Raw genomic sequence first — 18,606 nt, forward strand, 5'->3', positions numbered from 1 at the left:
ATGCGCGCGATGGCCATCACGGCGGAGCATCGGCTCGAGCTGATCGAGCTTCCCGAACCCGTCCCCGCCCCCGGCGAGGTGCTGGTCGACGTCGTCGCCGCGGGAGTGAACCACGCCGATCTCGCCCAAACCGCCGGGAAGTATCCGCCGCCGCCCGGCGCCTCCGAGCTGCCGGGCCTGGAGGTCTCCGGATATCGGCGCGACACCGGCGAGAAGGTCGTGGCGCTGCTCGCGGGCGGCGGCTATGCGGAGGTTGTCGCGGTGCCGACGGAGCTGCTGCTCCCGGCGCCTGCAGGGTTCAGCCTGGTCGACGCCGCCGGCGTGATCGAGGCGGCCGCGACCGTGGTCTCCAACCTGGTGCTCGAGGCCGGCCTGCACGAGGGCGAGACGATCCTGGTCCAGGGCGGTACCGGCGGCATCGGCAGCATCGCCATCCAGCTCGCCCGGCATCTGGGGGCACGGGTGCTCACCACCGTCGGCTCCGATGCCGCGATCGCGACGGCGCGCGAGCTCGGTGCCGACATGGCCTGGAACCGTCACACCACGGATCTGCTCGAGGCGGTCCGGGAGACCGGCGGGGTCGACGTCATCCTCGACGTCGTCGGCGGATCGGCGCTGGCCGATCACGTGGGGATGCTGCGGGAGAGCGGTCGGCTGGTCATCATCGGCACCCTCGGCGGAGCGAACGGCGAGCTGCCGATCGGAAAGCTGATGAGCAAGCGCGGCCGAGTCGTCGGCACCACCCTGCGTTCGCGCCCGCTGGAGACCAAGCACGGAATCCTCGAGGCCGTCCGGTACCTGGCGTGGCCGTTGCTGGAGTCCGGTGAGCTGCGGGTCCCGATCCACGCGCGCCTGCCGCTGGAGCGTGCCGAGGATGCCCACGCGATCCTGCGCGAAGGCGGCCATCTGGGCAAGGTGATCCTCGAGGTCGCAGCCCCGGCGAACAACTCCGGCGGCGGGCGGCGCCGGCGGGGGTAGCTCGCGCAGGGCGCACCAGACCCTTGCCTTCAACACGGTCATTTCAGGCGGAAGTTTGCAACCGGTTGCCTTCCAGGGTGCGGCAACCTTAGGGTAGAAGAGCATTTCTCACTCGCCGCATCACTGACCCAATGGAGGGTTCACCATGCACGCGCAGTCCCCCACGCCGCTTGCCAATGATCGAGTCCCCGATCGACCAGCTCCCATCCACCGGCTCCGCCGCCTCGGCGGTCTGCTTGCGACCGCCGCCCTGACCGGCGCCCTGCTCGTCGGCGGATCCTCCCCCGCCCTGGCCGACGACCCACCACCACCGGCCGATCCCGCCCCCGCCGGCGTGCCGAGCGACGACCCGCGGGTGCTCGATCTGCTCGCCCAGGACGAGAACCTCGAGTATCTCGGTACCCCGGTGACCACCCAGATCCCCAGCCAGGCCGCCCAGGGTGTGGTCGACGGACGTCATGTCTCTTACCAAGTGTTCAAGGGCGCTCCCGACACCGACTATCCGGCGACCTTCGCCATGACCGATATCGAAAGCGGCGAGCAGCTGGACACCTGCGCAGTCACCGGCGCCGAGCACGTGCGGAATCTGAACGTCGCCACCGACGGCCGCGTGTACTGGGGTACCTACTATGACTCCAAGTTCTGGCGCTACGATCCCGCCACCGGTGAGTGCGAGGACCTCGGCCGGATCAGTGGCGGTGAAGTGGCGGACCATGCCTTCGGGCTCTCCCCCGGGCCCGACGGCTCGATGTTCCTCGGCGTGTACCCGGACAGCCGCCTGTACCTGGTGGACCCGGAGACCGATGAGATCGAACTGCTGCGCGAGATGGATCCGGGTGCTGAGTACATCCACGCCATCGCGTACTACGAGGAGACCGACACGGTGTACGTCGGGACCGGCGGTGTCGCCCCTCAGATTTGGATGATCGAGGACGGCGGTCGCGGCGAGCAGACCCTGATCGCCTCCGAGGAGAACGCCCCCGGGTTGAACCAGGGTGCCACCACCGTGGGCCGGATGGACATCATCGAGGATCGCGTGATCGCCCAGGTCGGATTGCGGATGATCGTGCTCGATCTGGACGGTGAGGTCATCCACTGGGATGCCGAGCAGACCCGCTTCTTCTTCGGACATCACATCATCGCCGGCGCTGAGCCGGGCACCGCGCTCTTCTCGACCGAGGGCTGGGGCCTGGTCGTCTACGACCTCGAAGAGAACTCATTCCGGACCACGGACATCACTCTCGGGGGCTACCTCTCCGACGGCGTGGTCGACGACTCCAGCGGCACTCCGCTGCTCTACGGCACGTCATCGCTCGGCGTGGTGGTCGCAGACCTCGAGTCCGAGACTCTGCTGTCCGATAGCCCGATCGACTTCGCCCAGCCGACTCTGATCCAGAAGCTCCTGCTGGGTCCCGACGACTCCGTCTGGGCGTCGGGCTACATGGTGGGCCTGAACGACATCGATAGGACCGGCGCGGATCACGGTCCGACCATGCAGCGCGGCCAGTACGAGTCCGCGACGGTGCGTGACGGAAAGATGTACCTGGGTGCCTACGGGCACGCGAAGTTCGAGGAACTGGACCCCGCCACCTTCGACCCCGCGGAACCGGGCACCGTGCCCCGCCTCTTCGAAGGCGTGAACCAGGGACAGGACCGTCCCTTCGGGATGGCGTACAACCCGGAGCGCGACGAGATCTACATGGGGTCCGTCGCGATCTACGGACAGACCCAAGGCGGACTCGCGATCTGGGAGGGCAGCACCGGTGAGCACGTGGTGCTGACCGAAGAGATCGGTGCCGACGAGAACGTCGTCTCGGTCGTGCACAACGAGTCCGACGGCATGGTCTATATCGGCACCACAGTGGACGGTGGCCTCGGTTCTACTCCGAGCGGGAACACCGCCGGCAAGCTGCTGGTGTTCGACCCGGATACCCGCACAGTCGTAGAACGGATCGATCCTGCCGGTGAGGAGCAGGAAGGCATCACCGGCCTGATGGTCGACGACGAAGGAGCGGTGTGGGGCGTCGCGGAGCAGTCGCTGTTCCGCTACGACCCGACCACCGGCGTCTCCACGGTCGAGGGCAGTGTGGGCGGGGCTTACTCCGAGGGCACGACCTACTGGGCCTACGGCAACGTCCACCAGTCCACAGCGGATGGACGGATCTACGTCACCGCCGGCTCACGCTTCTCGGTCCATGACCCCGCCACCGGCGAGACCACCCGACTCGCCAACGGCGTCGGCTGGAGCGTCGTCGACGGCGCAGGTGATGTGTACCTGAGCGCCGGGGCGCACCTCTTCCGCTACCCCGTCGAGGCGGCAGTCACCTGCGATGACACCGTCACCGAGGACCACAGCGGCCCCCTTACCGTGACTGCGGGGACGACCTGCATCGAAGGCGCCGCCGTGGAAGGTCCCGTGACCGTCGCCGAGGGTGCCGGTCTGCAGCTGACCGGAGCCTTCGTGCGCGGCCCGGTCACCGCAGCCGGCGCCGAGGTCATCTCTATCCAGGACAGCGAGATCCGAGGGCCGGTGAGCCTCACCGGCACCACGGGGAGCGTCGAGATCAGCGGGTCCACCGTCAGCGGTCCGCTGACGATCGACGACACCGCAGACGGGGTCACCCCGATCCTCACCGCGTCGCGAGTCGAGGGTCCGCTCTCCTGCACCGGAAACGCCGTCGCCCCGGACGATGACGGCGTACCGAACACGGTGCGCGGTCCGGCCACCGGGGACTGCGCAGGGATGTGAGCACGCGCTGACGGGCACTGCAGTGCCTCGCTCCGGGCGTCGGCTTCAGGCCGACCCCGGGGCGGGCCGCGTCAGCCCAGCAGCTGCTCCAGCACGAGCACGGTGCCGTCCTCGTAGATCGAGTCGGTGACGGCATCCGCCACGTCCTTCACGCCCTGCGGGGCCTGGCCCATGGCCACTCCCACCCCGGCCCAGGTGAGCATCTCGACGTCGTTGAAGCCATCGCCGACCGCGACCGTGTTGGCGCTGTCAATCTCGAGACGGCCGCGGAGCGCCTCGAGGGCGCTCGCCTTGGAGATGCCGGGGGCGGCCATGTCGAGCCAGGCGGTCCAGCCGATCGAGTACTCCACGCCGTGGACCCCGGATTCGGCGATGACCTTGCTGAACTCCTGCGGGGAGAGGTCCGGGACGTGCACGACCACGCGCACGGCCTCGAGCTCCATGAGCTGGTCGAGATCGCTCTCGATCGCCTGCACGCCGAAGCTCGCGTCCTGGAATCCGGTGGTGGAGCGGAAGCTGCCGTCGACCATCTCGACGGCGTAGTGGGCGTCGGGCGCGACCTCGCGCAACGTGCGCAGGGCATGACCGGGTTGGAAGGAGCGGGTGTCGACGATGCGGTGGCCGCCCTCGAGCTCCGGGTCCATCTGGACGGTGACCGCCCCATTGGAGCAGACGGCGTAGCCGCGCGTGATTCCGGCGGCCTCGACGATCGGCAGCGTGGCCCCGAGGGAGCGGCCGGTGGCGATGACGACGGTGTGCGCTTCTGCCGCCTGCTGCAGAATGTCATGCATCTCGGGACTCATCACCCCGTCGTGGTCGACCAGGGTGCCGTCCACATCCAGCCCGATCAGCAGGTTCTGTCCGGAGAGCCCGGTGAGGTGCTCCTGGAGGCGCGCACGGGTCGCGTCACGGTCGGTGGTCGAGGTCTGGGTCGTCATGCCCGGCAGTGTGGCACCCGCATCCGACGAACGGGTGAACCGGCGGTGACGAAGTGCTTCCAGCAGGCGGCGCAGGGGTCGGGGGGCCGGCATCTCAGGCAGCGCCCCCCACGACCTCGAAGACCTCGCGCCCGCCGAGGAAGGGCCGCAGCCCTTCCGGGACGACCACCGATCCGTCGGCCTGCTGGTGGTTCTCGAGGATCGCGGCGATGAAGCGGGTGGTGCCCAGGGTGCCGTTCAGGGTCGCGACCGGCCGCAGCCCGTTCTCGGTGCGCTCTCGGATGTTCAGCCGCCGTGCCTGGAACTGGGTGGTGTTCGAGGTGGAGGTGAGCTCGCGGTAGGTGTTCTGGCTCGGCATCCACGCCTCGCAGTCGTACTTGCGGGCGGCGGAGGTGCCGAGGTCCCCCGCGGCGGTGTCGATGATCCGGTAGGGCACGTCGATGCGCGCCATCATGTCCCGCTCCCAGCCGAGCAGCCGCTCGTGCTCCTCGTAGGAGTCCTCGATGCGGCAGTAGGAGAACATCTCGACCTTGTGGAACTGATGCACCCGGATGATGCCGCGGGTGTCCTTGCCGTAGCTGCCGGCCTCGCGGCGGTAGCAGGCGCTCCAGCCCGCGTAGCGCAGCGGGCCGTCGGAGAGGTCGATGACCTCGTCCTTGTGATAGCCGGCGAGCGCGACCTCGCTGGTGCCCACGAGATAGAGATCATCACCCTTGTCGAGGTGGTAGACCTCATCGGCGTGCTCGCCGAGGAAGCCGGTGCCCTCCATCGACTCGGGCAGCACCAGGGTGGGCGTGATCATCGGAGTGAAGCCCGCATCGGTCGCCAGGGAGATCGCGGAGTTCAGGATCGCGAGTTCGAGCTGGGCGCCGACGCCGCGCAGGAAGTAGAAGCGTGCGCCGGAGACCTTCGCCCCGCGCGCCATATCGATCGCCTTGAGCCCCTCAGCGATCTCCAGATGGTCTTTGACCGGGTGGTCGAAGCTCGGAACCTCACCGACGTGCTCACGCACCACGAAGTCGGCCTCGAGCCCCTCGGGGGCGCCCTCGGCCAGGTTCGGGATCTCGCGCAGCGCGGCGTCGCGGGTGCTCAGGGCCTCGTTCGCCTCGCCCTCGAGCCGCTTGACGTCGGCCGCGAGCTGCTTGACCTCGGCCAGCAGCGCCTGCTTCTGATCGCCCTTGGCCTGGGCGACCTGCTTGCCGAAGGCCTTCTGCTCGGCGCGCGCAGATTCGAAGGCGGCGGTGGTCTCGCGCCAGCGGGAATCGGCCTCGAGCACGGCATCCACGATGGCAGGGTCTCGCCGACGCGCCCGCTGGGCGTCTCGGACGGCTTCAGGGTTCTCGCGCATTTGCCGCAGATCGATCATTGCACCAGGGTACCCGCGCGCACGCCTGCCAGTACGCTGACGGAATGGACCTCACCCTGCTGCTGCTGAGCATCGCCTCAGTGCTCACCACCGCGATCACGATCGCCCTGCTGGTGATCGTGCTGCGCCGACTGGGCCGGCACCGCCGAGAGCTGAGCGAGCTGCGCGCCGCCGCGGACCGCCGGTCGAGCACGCGCAGGGCGCCCGGCACCGACGGCGCGGGGGACTCGACGGAGGGTGCCGCGGACGATGACGCCGACTCCCCCGCCGACGACGGCCGGCTCCGCAAGGTCGCCGTGGTGCTGAATCCCTCGAAGTTCGAGGAGACCGACACCTTCCGCCGGAAGATCACCGAGGTGGTGGACCGGATCGAGGGCGCTGAGACGGTCTTCTACGAGACCACCATCGACGATCCCGGCAAGGGCCAGACGGAGCAGGCTGTCGCGGACGGCGCGGATCTCGTGATGGCCGCCGGCGGCGACGGCACGGTGCGTCTGGTCGCCTCGGTGCTGGCCGGCACCGACACCCGGATGGGCATCATCCCGGCCGGCACCGGGAATCTGCTGGCCCGCAATGTCGAGATCCCGCTGGAGGACCCGTCCGCGGCGATGATCACCGCGCTGACCGGTGAGGACCACCAGGTGGACGTCGGCTGGCTCCGTGCCGGTGACTCCGCCGCCGCGGCCCGCTCCGCCGAGCGCCAGATCTTCCTGGTGATCGCCGGCTTCGGCGCCGACGCGGAGATGATCGGCTACACCGATCCGGAGATGAAGAAGCGGATCGGCTGGATCGCGTACATCTTCGGCGGGATCCGCACCGTGCTGGGCCGCTCGGTGGATGTGGTGGTGCAGCTGCCGGATGACACCCGCCACGCCCACAAGGCCCGCACCGTGCTGCTGGGCAACGTGGGCAAGCTGCCGGGCGGCTTCGTGCTGATGCCCGACGCCACGATCGACAACGGCCGCCTCGAAGTGGTGGTCGCGGGCTGGCGGGGAGCGGCAGGATTCAGCCAGGTCGCCGCCCAGGTCATGAACCCGAAACTGGTCCCGAAGTACGGTCCCAAGCTCGCCACGATGGAGCGCTACCTGACCACCGGGATCCGAGTGACCACCACCAAGCCGCAGCCGGTGCAGCTGGACGGCGACACCGATGTCGACGCCACCCACCTGATCGCGACCGTCGATCCCGGGGTGCTGCGGCTGCGCGTGCCGGAGGGGAAGGGCGCGGCGCAGGGCAACAGCTAGGCCCGCGGGGCAACAGCTAAGCCCGCTCGACCCGGTCGTCCTGCAGCGGCGGCACCACCATGACCGGCCGCTCGGCCCCGTGGAGGATCGCGCGCGACACCGAGCCGAGCAGCGCACTTCTCAGGGCACCCCGGCCATGGGAACCGACGACGATCAGCTGCGCGACGGCTTCGGCGTCATGGAGGATCGCAGCGGCCGCTCCCTCCTGGACCTCGCCGGAGATCTCGATGCCGGGCACGTGCTCCGTGACCCAGGCGACCTCTGCCGCCAGATCCGCCTCGAGGTCGGCGCGACGACGGTCCACGAGCTCCTGGGCGTCGCGCGGGCGCAGCGGGAACCAGTACTCGCCGCTGTCGGGTCTCTGCTGTGCGGTCAGCAGCACCAGCGACGTTCCGCGATCGGCCGCCTCCCGCGCGGCATGCAGCGCGGCCCGGCGACTGTGGGGCGAGCCGTCGACGCCGACGACCACCGGCCCGGTGAAGCGCTCAGCCACCGCGGGGACCACCACTGTGGGGCACTGCGCATGAGCGGGAAGGGCGGTGGAGACCGAGCCCAGGACCAGGCCTAGGAAACCTCCCCGGCCACGGGCACCGACGACCATCAGGTGCGCCCGTGCCGAGGCTTCCGCGAGCGCGCCGACGGAGTCTCCCTCGATCGTCAGGTAGGAGACCTCGCCGGGATGCTCGGCGAGTCGGGACGCCGCCCCCTCCAGCACGTACCCGGCGATCAGCTTGCGGGCCTCGTCCTCGGGCTCCGCGCCGAGGGAGGCGTAGTTGGCGTACACCGGGAGCGGTGCTCGATAGGTGGTGATGACGCTGAGCTTGCTCCCGCGGCGGGCGGCGATGCCGGCGGCGTAGGCCAGTGCGACCTCGGAGTTCGGGGAGCCATCGAACCCGACCGCGACACCGAGGTCACGCGTGGCAGGGTCGACGGGGATCGTGTTCTGCTCAAGATGAGCCTCTGTGCTCATGGCAAGCCCTCCGCGGGGCTGCCGGCACGGACGACGATGACGCCCCGCTGTCGAGTCCATCCTCGTCGCTCCTCACCCTACCCCTCAGGTGAAAGCACGGGTCTGAGGCGCGGGTCTGAGGCGCCGGTGCGGGGTGCAGGTCGGTGAGAGCGGGTCGGGGTGCACACCGGGGGCCGCGCCGTTCAGTCCTTCAGCACACCGCTGCGGGCGAGTTCCGGGTCGGTGCAGGAGGCGAGGTTGAAGCAGCAGGGGCGACGCTTCCCGTTCCGCAGCTTGTCGATCGAAACCTCCACACGGCGCGCACGGGTGTCGGCGTTGCGGGTCGACCCGACCCAGCGCACCCATTCCCAGCGCGCCATCGGGGTGATGGATGCCCAGGTCTCCTCGAGGTCGTCGGCCGCGTCGAGCGCGGCACCGAGATCCTCTGGGACCTCCGGCTCGGGCCAGACCTTCGTGGGCACGAGGGTGAAGTCGACGACGTTGCCCTCGCTGAGGTCGAGCGCCTTTGCCAGCGCATCGTCGACGCGCAGCCAGTGCCCCTTGCGACCGTCTGGCTCGACCACCATGTCCAGCTGATGACCGTTCAACGTGGCCTCGACGGCGACCTGACCGCGGGAGGGCAGCGCAGCGCTGGCCGCTTCGGGCAATGGGATGAGGAGCCGATCATCGATCGCACGGACCTCGGCGGTGCCGTCGACGGGGCTGCTGGTCTTCGCTGCCATTTCTACTCTCCTCTGTCCTCAGATCCTGTGCACTCTCAGTTCCTGTGCGTCTCAGATTCTGTGCGTGCTCAGATCCCCTGCTCGTTCTCAGATCGCTGTGGCGGGGTCCGTCGGGGTGATCATTCCCGACAGCCGCTCGATCCAGTCGCGCGCGTCGTCGTAGGCATGGTCGGCGAAGTCCTCGCGGATCTCCGCCCGCTGTCCATCGATCCGCGGGTAGGAGCCGAGATAGTGCACCACCGGGCAGAGCCGATGGAGCGAGCGCAGGGCGGCGGCGACGCGGCGGTCCTCGATGTGTCCCTCGATATCGAGGGAGAAGGAGTACCGGCCCAGGAAGTCTCCGACGGGGCGGGACTCGATCCGGGACATGTTCACGCCGTTGGAGCTGAGGATCTCGAGGGCCTCGAGCAGGGCGCCGGAGCGGTTGTGGGGCAGCTGGACGACGAGCGTGGTCTTGTCGGCGCCGGTGCGGGCGGGGATCCGGCCTTCGCGGGTGACCAGCACGAAGCGGGTGACAGCACCGTCGTAATCCTCGATACCTTCGGCGAGGATCTCCAGGCCGAAGTGCTTCGCTGCGAGCGGGGAGCAGACAGCGGCCCGGCCGCGGGCCTCCTCCGCGCTGACCGCGGCGAGGTCTCGAGCGGCGGCTGCTGTCGACGAGGCGGCCGCGATGTTCGCGCCGGGCACGTTCTTCCGCAGCCAGCCCTGGACCTGTGCCTGGGCATGCGGGTGGGAGGAGACGGTGGTCAACTGGTCGAGGGGCGTGGCCTCTCGAGCGGCGAGCACGAAGGTGATCTGCACGGTCTGCTCGGCGACGATGACGATCGAGTCAGTGGCGGCGAGCACGTCCAGGGTGCCGGAGACGCCGCCTTCGACCGAGTTCTCGATCGGCGCCATCAGCGCATCGATATCACCGGCGAGCAGATCGGTGGTCGCGGTGGCGACGGCCGAGAAGGGCACCAGCTCCGGCTCGGCTGCGGCGAACTCTTCGGGCGTCTCCGCGAGTGCCTGCAGGAGTGCCTGATGGGTGAAGGTCGTCTCTGGACCAAGGAATCCGTACCGCATGGTGAAATCGTACTCGGCGCACCACGGCGGGCTCGGGCGCGTTCAGGCCCGGGGATGTTCAGGCCCGGGGTCGCGGTCCGTCGCCGAACCAGTAGCGGCGTTTACCGTCGCGGATGTCCTCGAGCTGACCGCCTGCCTTCTCGATGGTCCGACGGGAGCCGTGGTTGTCGTCGTCACAGGTGACCAGCACCGGGTCCATGCCCAGCTCCTGCGCATGGACCAGTGCGAGTTCGAGGGCGGCAGAGGCGATCCCCTGCCGCCTGGCCGCGGGGCGCACCGAGTAGCCGATGTGGCCGCCCTGTTCGAGCAGGTACGGGGTGAGGCGGTGCCGGATGGCGATGAACCCGAGCATCTCGTCCGTCTCGGGGTCGAGGATCCAGCGGCTGGTGCAATGCACCCAGCCGTCGGGAAGCTCGGTGGCCGGGTCCTCCTCCTCGATGCGGGCGGTGACGAATTCGGTGACGTCGCCCGGGGCGATGGGAGGACGCTGGGGATCACGGATGCCTGACCCGTCCATCGAGGTGCCGGCGAAGTCGGTGACGCAGTCGATGTAGGCGGAGTAACGGGTGGTGTCCGGTCGGACGAGGCTGATCGCGCGGGGCATCGGGACATGGTGCCACGGTGGGTGCGACCAATCAGGAGGGTGGGTCGTCAGAAGGGTGGATCGGTGTCCCAGCGTGCGCGCCGTGCGGCGTCCTCATCGTCGTACTCGCCTTCAATGACGGGGTCGACGGGCCCCCATTCCTGGTGGATCCGTGCGTTCTCGCCATTGCGGTCCATCTCTTCCATCATGCAGAGCCACTGGAAGTGCTCCCACGACTCCATCATGGCGGTCGCGAGGCGGGGCGTAGCCAGGTCAGGGCGTGGTGAAACCCTCGTGGTGACCAGGGGTGGCGAACCGACCGTCCAAGTGGTGTCGCCGTCGGGTTCTCGGACGGGATCGACACGTCTCGCAGTCTTGAGGTCGTGATGCCCCCAGTGCAGTCGGTGAAGGTTGTCGATGCTGGTGGGGCCTCCCCGTTCGGGGTGTGCGTGGTCGAACTCTTCGATGTGGTCGTTCTCCGCATCGTCGGTGGTGCTCTTCGTGCATCCGGGCACAGCGCAGCGGGGTGTGGTCAGTCGAAGGTGCTCGACCATCTCGGGGGTGGGGCGGTAGCGCTGGGCAGGGAGCGGGAGGAAGCCTCCGGCGATCGGCTCTGTGAAGACCTTGTGCCATACCGGCTCGGACTCGGCGAGCTTCCGGGCCATCGCGGCGGGCAGCGGGGTCATGCCGCCATAGGTGGCGGGGGTGTCATCCAGGCCCATCAGGGTGAGGACGGGGATGACGATGTTGATGCGGTGCCGGGGCGCGGGCACCTCGACGCCGGCGGTATCGAGCAGGGTGCGGTGGATGATCGCGTAGCGCAGGGCCGCAAGGGTCATGGCGCCGCCGTCGCGGGCGACGTCCCCATCGAGGTCGAAGGGGATTGGGGCGCCCTGCTCGAGCGCATGGCGCTGCGCGGCCTGGACTGCCTTCGCCGAGGCGTCGATCCGGCGGGAGAGGGCGAGGATTTCGGGGATCGGGCCGGTCACGCGGAGGCAGGCGATGCCGTCATCACGCCCGCTGGACTCGACGGTGACATCGCGGGAGTGCTCTGGGCAGTGCCGTGGCTCCTCACGTTCGAACCAGGAGACCAGTTGGCGCAGCTCATCCTGGAACCGATCAGCGGGAATGGAGGCGAGGTCCCAGGCGGAGATATGTTCATCAGCTTGAGAGCGCTGAAAGGGGGTGAGATCCCTGACGGCCTTCAGCATTCTCTGATGCCAATCTTTCGGCATGTCACCTCCGGCGAGGCGTTCGAATGTTCGCGGCATCTCGTGAAGCGCGATACGCGCGTCGCGAATCCGAAAGGCCGCGAGCGCAGTGGTGGTGCGCAGGGCGATGGCGATCGCGAGACTCCGCTCCTCACGGTCATCCGTGAGGTCCGGGTTCTCGTAGTCGATCCAGAACGGAGCGAGCTCGAGAAGGTGCCGCGCGTGACGCCGCGACTCCTCGCGCTCCTCCTCCATCATCCGGGTAATGGCGGCCGCGTCAGCGCTACCGGGCTTGAGACGCCCCCGCACGGCCAGGGAATCCTCCGTGAGCGTCGAACGTGCGCGTACGCGGACCACAGGGGGCCCATCGTCGCCGGATCGACCGGCACGGGACTGGGGCTGGGGCGCGGACTGGGACTGGGACTGGGACTGGGACTGGAACTCGGGCTGGACTGCCGGCTGGGGCGCGGACTGAGACCCGGCAGGACGCAGGGAGGGGTGCGGCACTTCCATCGTCACGATCTCCACCTCCTCGTCGAGTCATCGCCGGGGCATACCGCCATGGCGAACATTCATACTGGGCACCGATGCCCACAGTAACGTCGCATGACGCATTCGAGACCTCGGACATCAGCATTCTCTAAGACTGCTTCTCTCTGGCCCCTTATTTTACCCCCGAAGAGTTGACGTAGACAAGGGTCGGCACTACTTGGGGATAAACTTGTGGAAAACTCGGAGTGGGGAGGAACGGACGTCCTTATCCACATTTCTAGCCACCGATAATCCCCATTTCCGGGAGGGCCTTGACAACGAACTCGTCGCGACGGCGAGCACGGGACGCCTGCGCATATCGGACGCGACTGCATACCTCCGGATCCGGAGGGGCTTCGTCCGGTTCCCGCCCTGGCCCCTACGCGTGCCCCGACCCCGGTGTCTGCACTTCCGCCTACGCCTGCCCCGCCCCCGCATCCAGATCGAGAATCCAGCGCCGGACATGCCGGGTGCCGTCGGCCGGGTGTCGCAGGAGGTCCTCCTCCGGGTGCGCACCGAGCCGGTGGGCCACCGCGCGCGAGGCAGGGTTGCCGTCGGCGATCAGCAGCACCGCCTGTCGCAGGCGGGAGTCGCGGCGCGCCCGGCTGATCAGGGCCGAGGCGATCTGCGTTCCGACACCGCGGCCCCGCTCGGATTCGAGCACCCAGTAGGTGACGGCCACCTGGCCGCGGGAGAGCTCGGGAGCGAGCCGGTTCAGCCCACCTCCGCCGAGCAGCCGGCCCGAGGCCGCGTCGACCGCTGCGAGCTCCTGGACCGGTCCGTCCTCGCGCCAGCGCGCGCAGCGTTCCAGGAAGGACTCGAGGGAGCTCTCCGTCCAGCGCTCCCCCACGATCTCTGCGGCGAGCGCCGCGTCCTGCCCGGCGAGGATCTCGGGCCCGTGGCGAGGCTCGAGCCTCTCGAGGCGGATCACGCCCCCAGGCGCTTTCCCATCACGACCTTGCCGGGAGCCAGTTCCCCAAGCACGCTCCATCCCCGGGCACGGTAGAGGCGATGACCGCTCCCCTGCGGGTCGGCGTCGGTCTGCAGCAGCGACCGCGCGTGCGGGAGGCCCTCCATCAGAGCATCGTGGAGACGACCGCCCAAGCCGTGTCCCTGATGCGTCGGCCGGACTGCGAGCTCGACGAACTCGAAGTGGCCGCCCACCCACTCCGTTCCGTCGGCCGCCAGTCCACCAGCCCCCAGACCGTCGGCCGCCAGTGCATCCGCCACCCGGTCGGCCCACCATTGCCCGCGCTCGCCCGTGTACCCCCAGCCGAAGCCGTGGAGCTCCTCCCCCATGGAGGCAGTGACCAAGCGGAAGCCGTCGCGCGAGCGGTGCTGCTCCCAGAAGCGGCTGCGCCAGTCCTCCGCATCGTCGACCGGTCCGAAAGCCGTCGTCCACACCTCGAGCACGCGATCCCGGAATGCCGCGGCGGCGTCGGCACGGTGGGTTGCGATGCGCACCTCGACCGGGTCGAGGCCACGCCTCACGCCGCGCCCCCGCCGCTCCCGCCGCTCCCGCCGTTCTCGCCGCTCTCGCCCGCGAGTGCCGCACGTACCGAGGCGAGGATCTCCACATCGCGGGCGCCACGGGCCCGGGCGGCGGCGATCGGTCCGGCGAACAGCGAGACCAGGCCTGCGTCGACCGGACCGCCGGGCTCGCGCTGGGCCGTGGTCGCAAGTTTGCGGGCTTCCATCGCCGCACCGGGGGCGATCGTCGTTCCCGCCCCGCGACGGGTGAGGAGGATCTGCGACTCCTCGAGCAGCTTGTAGGCGCGGGCCACCGTGCCGGGGGCGAGGCCGAGATCGGCGGCGTAGGTGCGGATCGCCGGCAGGCGGTCACCCGGCGTCAGCTCGCCGGTGCGGACCTGCTCGAGGATCTCGCGGCGAACCTGCTCGTACGGAGGCTGTGGAGAAGGCATGGCGACCACGATAGAGCGTGAGAGATAGGTGGAGGGTCTGCAACGGCCGGCCGCGCGGCGCAGGCCTTCCCCGTAGCATCGGGACGTGCCCCAGGAACTGCCCGCCCCCGTGCGTCGAACGCCGCTCGCCGTGCTGCTCGCACTGCTGCTCGGCGCCTTGGTCCTCGCCGGCGCGCCTACTGCCTCCGCCGACGATCCCGACGATCCCGTGCGGCTGGTGATCGCCACCGCGGGGCTCGGCTGGGAGGACATCGATCCGCAGGCCACACCGAATCTTCAGTGCCTCGCCGAGCGCTCCGGCGCGGGTGCCATGAACACCACCTCGACCTCGGTCGTCTCCACGAAGCGGCAGGGCATGGAGACGCTGCACTCCGGATACCGGGGCCTGGCGGAGGAGGCGCCGCGCACCAGCGGCATCCCGACGCCGGCGCAGGATCAGTGGGAGCAGCTCGGGGTCCCGGTCAGCACCTTCGACTTCTCGGGTCCGTCGACGGTGGAGCTCACCGTCGGGGATGAAGGCGGCGGCGGTGCGCCGGAGCGCGAGTCCGGGTACACCCAGATCGCCGATGCTCTCGCCGCGGGCGACCTGGTCCAGGTCACGGTCCCCTCGCTGCCCCAGGCCGACGGCCCGGCCCGTGCCCAGGCCCTGGTCTCCCTCGATGCTGTCGTCGGGGCGACGCTCGACGAGCTCGGCGGCTGCCAGAGCGCGGACCTCCCCCGCACCCTGCTGGTCTCCGTCGCGGCCACCGATCCCGAGCATCCGGCGTCGGCCGAGCACCCCGGGCCGGTCGCCTCGCGCACGGCGGGCCTGCAGGTCGCCCTCGACACCGCCTTCTCCGGCCAGGCCCTCACCAGCGGGGCCACCAAGCAGACCGGCGTGGTGGTGCTCACCGATGTGCTCGCCACGATCCTCACCTCCTATGACGCCACCGCCGACGGGCTGATCCCCGGTCAGCCGTTCCGCGGCACCGCGCACGACGACCCGCAGCAGCTGGCCCTGGATCGCTCCGAGGCCGCGGCGCAGGTCGATGCGGCGACCGTGCCCGCGCTCGGCTCCTGGTTCGCGCTCGGCGTGATCGGGATCGTGATCCTGCTGGTCCCGCCGCTGGCACGTCGGCCGCGTCTCGCCGCCGTCGGCCGGGCGCTCGCGGCGATCGCGCCGCTCGCACTGCCGGTGGGGATGTTCGCCTCCCTGGTGCCGTGGTGGCGCGCGGAGCATCCGACGCTGGCCCTGACGGGCGTGGTGTGGGCGGGCTGCGCGCTGCTGTCGGCGCTGGTGCTGGCCGGTCCCTGGCGCCACCATCGCCTGGGCCCCGTCGGGATCTCCGCGGCGCTGGTCGCCCTGCTGATCCTCGGCGAATCGGCCACCGGGTCGCGGTTCCAGCTGGGCTCACCGCTGGGGGCGCAGCCGATCTCCGGCGGGCGCTTCTACGGGCTGTCGAACCATCTGTTCGGGATGGTGCTCGCGGCGGCGCTGATGGCGCTGCTGTGCCTGTTCGCGGTGGTGCGCACCCCGCGTGCACGGGTGGTGTGGACGGTGGCCGTCGGCGCTCTGGTCGCGATCGTCTGCGTGGCCCCGTCGATGGGCGCGGACTTCGGGTCGATGCTGGCCACGATTCCCGCCTTCGGGCTGCTGGCGCTGCTGGTCTCCGGGATCCGGCCGCGGCTGTGGCATCTGCTCGCCCTCGGGGCGGGCGGCGCGGTCGCGGTGCTGGGGGTCTCGTTCCTGGACTGGCTGCGACCCGCCGAGGACCGCACCCACCTGGGACGCTTCATCGACGAGCTCCTCAGCGGCGAGGTGATCTCGGTGGTGGTCCGAAAGCTCGCCCAGAACGTCGCGATGACCACCGGATACCCGTCGCTGGCGGTCGTGATGGTGCTCGCGGTGGTGGCGTCGATCGCGCTGCTGATCCCGGGCCGACTGCGCTGGCGGCGGCTCGTGGCGCTGGATGCCGAGCACCCCGCCTCGTACTGGGTGCGGGTCGCGCTCGTGGTGGGCACCTGGGTCGGCTACGCGGTCAACGACACCGGGCCGGTGCTGGTCGCAGCCATGTTCGGCATCTGGCTGTGCTACCTGCCCGCGGTGCTGCCGGCGCCTCAGGACCTGGGTCAGGAACGGGACTGAGACCAGAACCAGAACGCTGGCTAAAGGTTCTCCGCGTCCACCGCGGCGTGCACCACGAGCGAGGTGTACTCGTCGGGGCTGAGCGGTGTGGGCAGGGACTCCGGGATCGTGGGCTCTCCGACCTCGAGGTGCGAGGCGATGATCACCGCATGCTCCGGGGTGAAGCGGCCCTCGACGGGCGCACCCCGGAGCCGGGTCGCGAGCGTCTCGAGGTCGGTCTCCGCGAGGTAGACGACGTCATCGGGGGCGAAGTCGCCGTCCACCGGCAGGTCACGCAGCAGGGCGTCGAGCTCCGCGGCGTCCACGTCGCCGAGGGCTCGGGTCTCGTCGTCGGAGAACTCCCCGGTGACGGGCAGGTCCGCGAGGGTCAGCCGACGGGCCTCGGCATGCTCTGCACGCTCGGACTCGGTGGCAGGCTCCGGGACGACGGTCCAGGTCTTCTCCTCGTCATGGTCCGTCGGTGCCGACGGGAGTGGCGGCAGCGGTGCGACCTCCAGCGGCTCCGGATCCTCCGGCGACTCGGCCTGCCCATCCTCCTCGAGGTCGGGGGCCAGGTGGCGCTTACGGGCGAGCGCCCGCACCACATCGCGCAGCTGCGCGGCACGATGCAGCTGGCCGCGAAGATCCTTGCCGGTGGCGCGGTGATGGAGCTCGGCCGGGATCTCCTTGACCCAGAACCCGCTGCTGAGCGCATCGATCGTCAGCGAGGTCTCCACGCCCCAGCCGGAAGCGAGCGGGAGGCAGGCCTCCCAGGTCTCCCGGGTGATGCAGCGAGTGCCGGACAGCGGCTGGTTCGGCTCCCAACCGGTGGCGCGGTGGATGCCGCGGCGCGCGGTCCGCACCACGATGCCCATCCCGGCGGCGCCCTCCTGCGGGGGCAGCAGGGCGATGGCCATGTCCACGCCCTCGTCGAGCACCGCATCGACCAGCGGCTGCGCGGCCTCGGCGGAGCCGCCCATATCCGCGTCGAGGAACAGCAGGGCGCGCGGCACGGTCTCGGCGGCGTCGATCACCGGCAGCGGGCCGGTGTGGCCGGGCGAACGCGGTTCGGCGTGCAGCTCCTCGGAGAAGCTCGCACCCCCGTCGGCCCGTTCGGCGTCCTCGCGGATCGCGACCATCTGGGCACCGGTCGCCATCGCCGCGGCCTTGCCGCGGTTGGTCTTGTGCCGCACCACCAGGGCATCCGCCCCCATGGCGACGGCGGACGTGGCGTCGGTGGAGCCGTCGTCGACGACCACCACCAGGTCCACGCCCGTGATCCTGCGGGCGGACTCGATGGTCGCCTCGATCCGCTCCGCCTCGTTCTTGGCGGGGATCACGACGGCCACCCGCTCGGGGCGGTGGGCCGTCAGCGGCCCCGCGGTGCTCATCGCAGCGTCACCTGACGGGCGACGATGCCGCCCCGTGCCCGACGCTCGAGGGTGGTGAGCGGCTCGGTCGAGGCGAGCGCCTCCTCGAATCGGGTGCGGAACGCCTCTGCCTCGGCCTCGGCGGCCTCGACGCCGGATCCCTTCGCGAGATCCCACACCGGGATCGACAGGCCCTCGGCGCGGAAGGAGCCGACGTACTTGGCGCCCTCGCAGATCGCGGATTCACGACGGGCGTGGAGGCGGGTGACCGCGTCGATCACCTTCTCCTCATCGGCGTCGAGCACCCAGCGCACGTGCTCCTTCGCGCCGGCGTCGACCCAGTAGGCGTGGGGCAGGCCGGCGACCGCGCGGGTCTGCATGATCGAGTCGTTCGCCTGGGAGATGGCCTGGTCGATCTCACCGGTGCGCTCGGCGCTGGGATCGAGCCAGAACTCGAAGGTGTCCTGGACCTTGATCTCGAAGGCGCCGGTGAGGTCGAGGATGTCCTGCAGGCGCGGGGCGTCCTCGTCGAGGGTGACGGTGGTGATCGGGTTGCCGGGCTCGAGCGCGGCGGCGAGCTTGATCGCCTGGCCGATTCCGCGCGAGAGATCGTTGCCGGGATAGCCGGCCTGAATGCCGACGGTGACGGAGCCGTCGGTGCGGCGCACCGCGGGCCAGGCCATCGGCAAGATGGTCGCGAGCTCGACGTCGAGGGAGCCGTACTCCGCGGTGGTCTTCGCAGCCATGGTCGCGGCCGGGATCAGCTGGCGCATGGCCACCAGGTCCTGTTCGTTCGGCAGGCCCTCGAAGGGGCGGCGGACCAGGTCGTTGCTCGAGGTGGAACTCATGGGAC

16 protein-coding genes are annotated in these 18,606 nt (G+C 70.0%); 4 read left to right on the top strand and 12 right to left on the bottom strand.

The features are described from left to right. Entirely contained in the window at positions 1-978 is a 978-nt protein-coding gene (locus ACT3T9_RS01830; protein WP_444605874.1) for an NAD(P)H-quinone oxidoreductase, read from the top strand. Between the two features lie 145 nt (positions 979-1,123). Beyond that, positions 1,124-3,727 (top strand): hypothetical protein, encoded by a 2,604-nt coding sequence (locus ACT3T9_RS01835; RefSeq protein WP_444605836.1) that lies wholly within the window; start codon positions 1,124-1,126, stop codon positions 3,725-3,727. A 71-nt stretch (positions 3,728-3,798) separates the two neighbouring features. Here the strand turns inward: ACT3T9_RS01835 and ACT3T9_RS01840 are convergent, their stop codons facing one another. Both ACT3T9_RS01840 and serS read right to left on the bottom strand, forming a co-directional pair. Then, complete coding sequence (locus ACT3T9_RS01840; protein ID WP_444605837.1) at positions 3,799-4,665, bottom strand: HAD family hydrolase; 867 nt, start codon at positions 4,663-4,665, stop codon at positions 3,799-3,801. 94 nt (positions 4,666-4,759) lie between these two features. Then, on the bottom strand, positions 4,760-6,031 hold the full coding sequence (serS, locus tag ACT3T9_RS01845) for a serine--tRNA ligase (RefSeq protein ID WP_444600844.1): 1,272 nt from the start codon (positions 6,029-6,031) through the stop codon (positions 4,760-4,762). 44 nt (positions 6,032-6,075) lie between these two features. Here serS and ACT3T9_RS01850 point away from each other — a divergent pair, with 44 nt between their 5' ends. Continuing rightward, positions 6,076-7,275, top strand: coding sequence for a diacylglycerol/lipid kinase family protein (locus ACT3T9_RS01850; protein ID WP_444605838.1), 1,200 nt, complete (start codon positions 6,076-6,078; stop codon positions 7,273-7,275). Between the two features lie 16 nt (positions 7,276-7,291). On the opposite strand, the gene ACT3T9_RS01855 is transcribed toward ACT3T9_RS01850, so the two are convergent. The 8 genes from ACT3T9_RS01855 to ACT3T9_RS01890 form a co-directional block, all read right to left on the bottom strand. Next, positions 7,292-8,245: a universal stress protein gene (locus tag ACT3T9_RS01855; RefSeq protein WP_444605839.1), complete on the bottom strand. Its 954-nt coding sequence runs from the start codon at positions 8,243-8,245 to the stop codon at positions 7,292-7,294. Between the two features lie 182 nt (positions 8,246-8,427). Further along, positions 8,428-8,967 (bottom strand): YdeI/OmpD-associated family protein, encoded by a 540-nt coding sequence (locus ACT3T9_RS01860; protein ID WP_441443917.1) that lies wholly within the window; start codon positions 8,965-8,967, stop codon positions 8,428-8,430. Positions 8,968-9,054: 87 nt separating this feature from the next. Beyond that, positions 9,055-10,032 carry a prephenate dehydratase gene (gene pheA, locus ACT3T9_RS01865; protein ID WP_444605840.1) on the bottom strand — a complete coding sequence of 326 codons (978 nt, stop codon included), beginning with the start codon at positions 10,030-10,032 and terminating at the stop codon, positions 9,055-9,057. Positions 10,033-10,090: 58 nt separating this feature from the next. After that, positions 10,091-10,636, bottom strand: a complete 546-nt coding sequence (locus tag ACT3T9_RS01870) for a GNAT family N-acetyltransferase (RefSeq protein ID WP_444605841.1) — start codon at positions 10,634-10,636, stop codon at positions 10,091-10,093. A gap of 47 nt (positions 10,637-10,683) precedes the next feature. Continuing rightward, positions 10,684-12,084: a DUF222 domain-containing protein gene (locus ACT3T9_RS01875; RefSeq protein ID WP_442331833.1), complete on the bottom strand. Its 1,401-nt coding sequence runs from the start codon at positions 12,082-12,084 to the stop codon at positions 10,684-10,686. Between the two features lie 688 nt (positions 12,085-12,772). Then, positions 12,773-13,288 carry a GNAT family N-acetyltransferase gene (locus ACT3T9_RS01880; protein ID WP_441446095.1) on the bottom strand — a complete coding sequence of 172 codons (516 nt, stop codon included), beginning with the start codon at positions 13,286-13,288 and terminating at the stop codon, positions 12,773-12,775. Beyond that, a complete protein-coding gene (locus tag ACT3T9_RS01885) occupies positions 13,285-13,821 on the bottom strand; it encodes a GNAT family N-acetyltransferase (protein ID WP_444605842.1) in 537 nt (178 codons plus the stop codon). Before ACT3T9_RS01885 ends, ACT3T9_RS01880 begins: the two co-directional genes overlap by 4 nt. Positions 13,822-13,844: 23 nt before the next feature. Further along, positions 13,845-14,279, bottom strand: a complete 435-nt coding sequence (locus ACT3T9_RS01890; RefSeq protein WP_442331835.1) for a GntR family transcriptional regulator — start codon at positions 14,277-14,279, stop codon at positions 13,845-13,847. A gap of 85 nt (positions 14,280-14,364) precedes the next feature. Between ACT3T9_RS01890 and ACT3T9_RS01895 the strand changes: the two genes are divergently transcribed. Beyond that, on the top strand, positions 14,365-16,404 hold the full coding sequence (locus ACT3T9_RS01895) for a hypothetical protein (RefSeq protein ID WP_444605843.1): 2,040 nt from the start codon (positions 14,365-14,367) through the stop codon (positions 16,402-16,404). A gap of 20 nt (positions 16,405-16,424) precedes the next feature. Here the strand turns inward: ACT3T9_RS01895 and ACT3T9_RS01900 are convergent, their stop codons facing one another. After that, positions 16,425-17,774 carry a glycosyltransferase family 2 protein gene (locus tag ACT3T9_RS01900; protein ID WP_444605844.1) on the bottom strand — a complete coding sequence of 450 codons (1,350 nt, stop codon included), beginning with the start codon at positions 17,772-17,774 and terminating at the stop codon, positions 16,425-16,427. Then, positions 17,771-18,601: a DUF5926 family protein gene (locus ACT3T9_RS01905; RefSeq protein WP_441446090.1), complete on the bottom strand. Its 831-nt coding sequence runs from the start codon at positions 18,599-18,601 to the stop codon at positions 17,771-17,773. Before ACT3T9_RS01905 ends, ACT3T9_RS01900 begins: the two co-directional genes overlap by 4 nt. Positions 18,602-18,606 lie beyond the last annotated feature (5 nt).

It is taken from the genome of Brachybacterium sp. AOP29-B2-41 (genome assembly GCF_052378395.1).
Taxonomy (GTDB): domain Bacteria; phylum Actinomycetota; class Actinomycetes; order Actinomycetales; family Dermabacteraceae; genus Brachybacterium.

What these genes read in the sequence shown, in the direction of transcription:
- ACT3T9_RS01830 (WP_444605874.1), top strand. Translation starts at nt 1, where the DNA reads ATGCGCGCGATGGCCATCACGGCGGAGCATCGGCTCGAGCTGATCGAG.
- serS (WP_444600844.1), bottom strand. Translation starts at nt 6,031, where the DNA reads ATGATCGATCTGCGGCAAATGCGCGAGAACCCTGAAGCCGTCCGAGAC.
- ACT3T9_RS01840 (WP_444605837.1), bottom strand. Translation starts at nt 4,665, where the DNA reads ATGACGACCCAGACCTCGACCACCGACCGTGACGCGACCCGTGCGCGC.
- ACT3T9_RS01835 (WP_444605836.1), top strand. Translation starts at nt 1,124, where the DNA reads ATGCACGCGCAGTCCCCCACGCCGCTTGCCAATGATCGAGTCCCCGAT.
- ACT3T9_RS01855 (WP_444605839.1), bottom strand. Translation starts at nt 8,245, where the DNA reads ATGAGCACAGAGGCTCATCTTGAGCAGAACACGATCCCCGTCGACCCT.
- ACT3T9_RS01850 (WP_444605838.1), top strand. Translation starts at nt 6,076, where the DNA reads ATGGACCTCACCCTGCTGCTGCTGAGCATCGCCTCAGTGCTCACCACC.
- ACT3T9_RS01905 (WP_441446090.1), bottom strand. Translation starts at nt 18,601, where the DNA reads ATGAGTTCCACCTCGAGCAACGACCTGGTCCGCCGCCCCTTCGAGGGC.
- ACT3T9_RS01875 (WP_442331833.1), bottom strand. Translation starts at nt 12,084, where the DNA reads ATGATGGAGGAGGAGCGCGAGGAGTCGCGGCGTCACGCGCGGCACCTT.
- ACT3T9_RS01890 (WP_442331835.1), bottom strand. Translation starts at nt 14,279, where the DNA reads ATGCCTTCTCCACAGCCTCCGTACGAGCAGGTTCGCCGCGAGATCCTC.
- ACT3T9_RS01900 (WP_444605844.1), bottom strand. Translation starts at nt 17,774, where the DNA reads ATGAGCACCGCGGGGCCGCTGACGGCCCACCGCCCCGAGCGGGTGGCC.
- pheA (WP_444605840.1), bottom strand. Translation starts at nt 10,032, where the DNA reads ATGCGGTACGGATTCCTTGGTCCAGAGACGACCTTCACCCATCAGGCA.
- ACT3T9_RS01860 (WP_441443917.1), bottom strand. Translation starts at nt 8,967, where the DNA reads ATGGCAGCGAAGACCAGCAGCCCCGTCGACGGCACCGCCGAGGTCCGT.
- ACT3T9_RS01870 (WP_444605841.1), bottom strand. Translation starts at nt 10,636, where the DNA reads ATGCCCCGCGCGATCAGCCTCGTCCGACCGGACACCACCCGTTACTCC.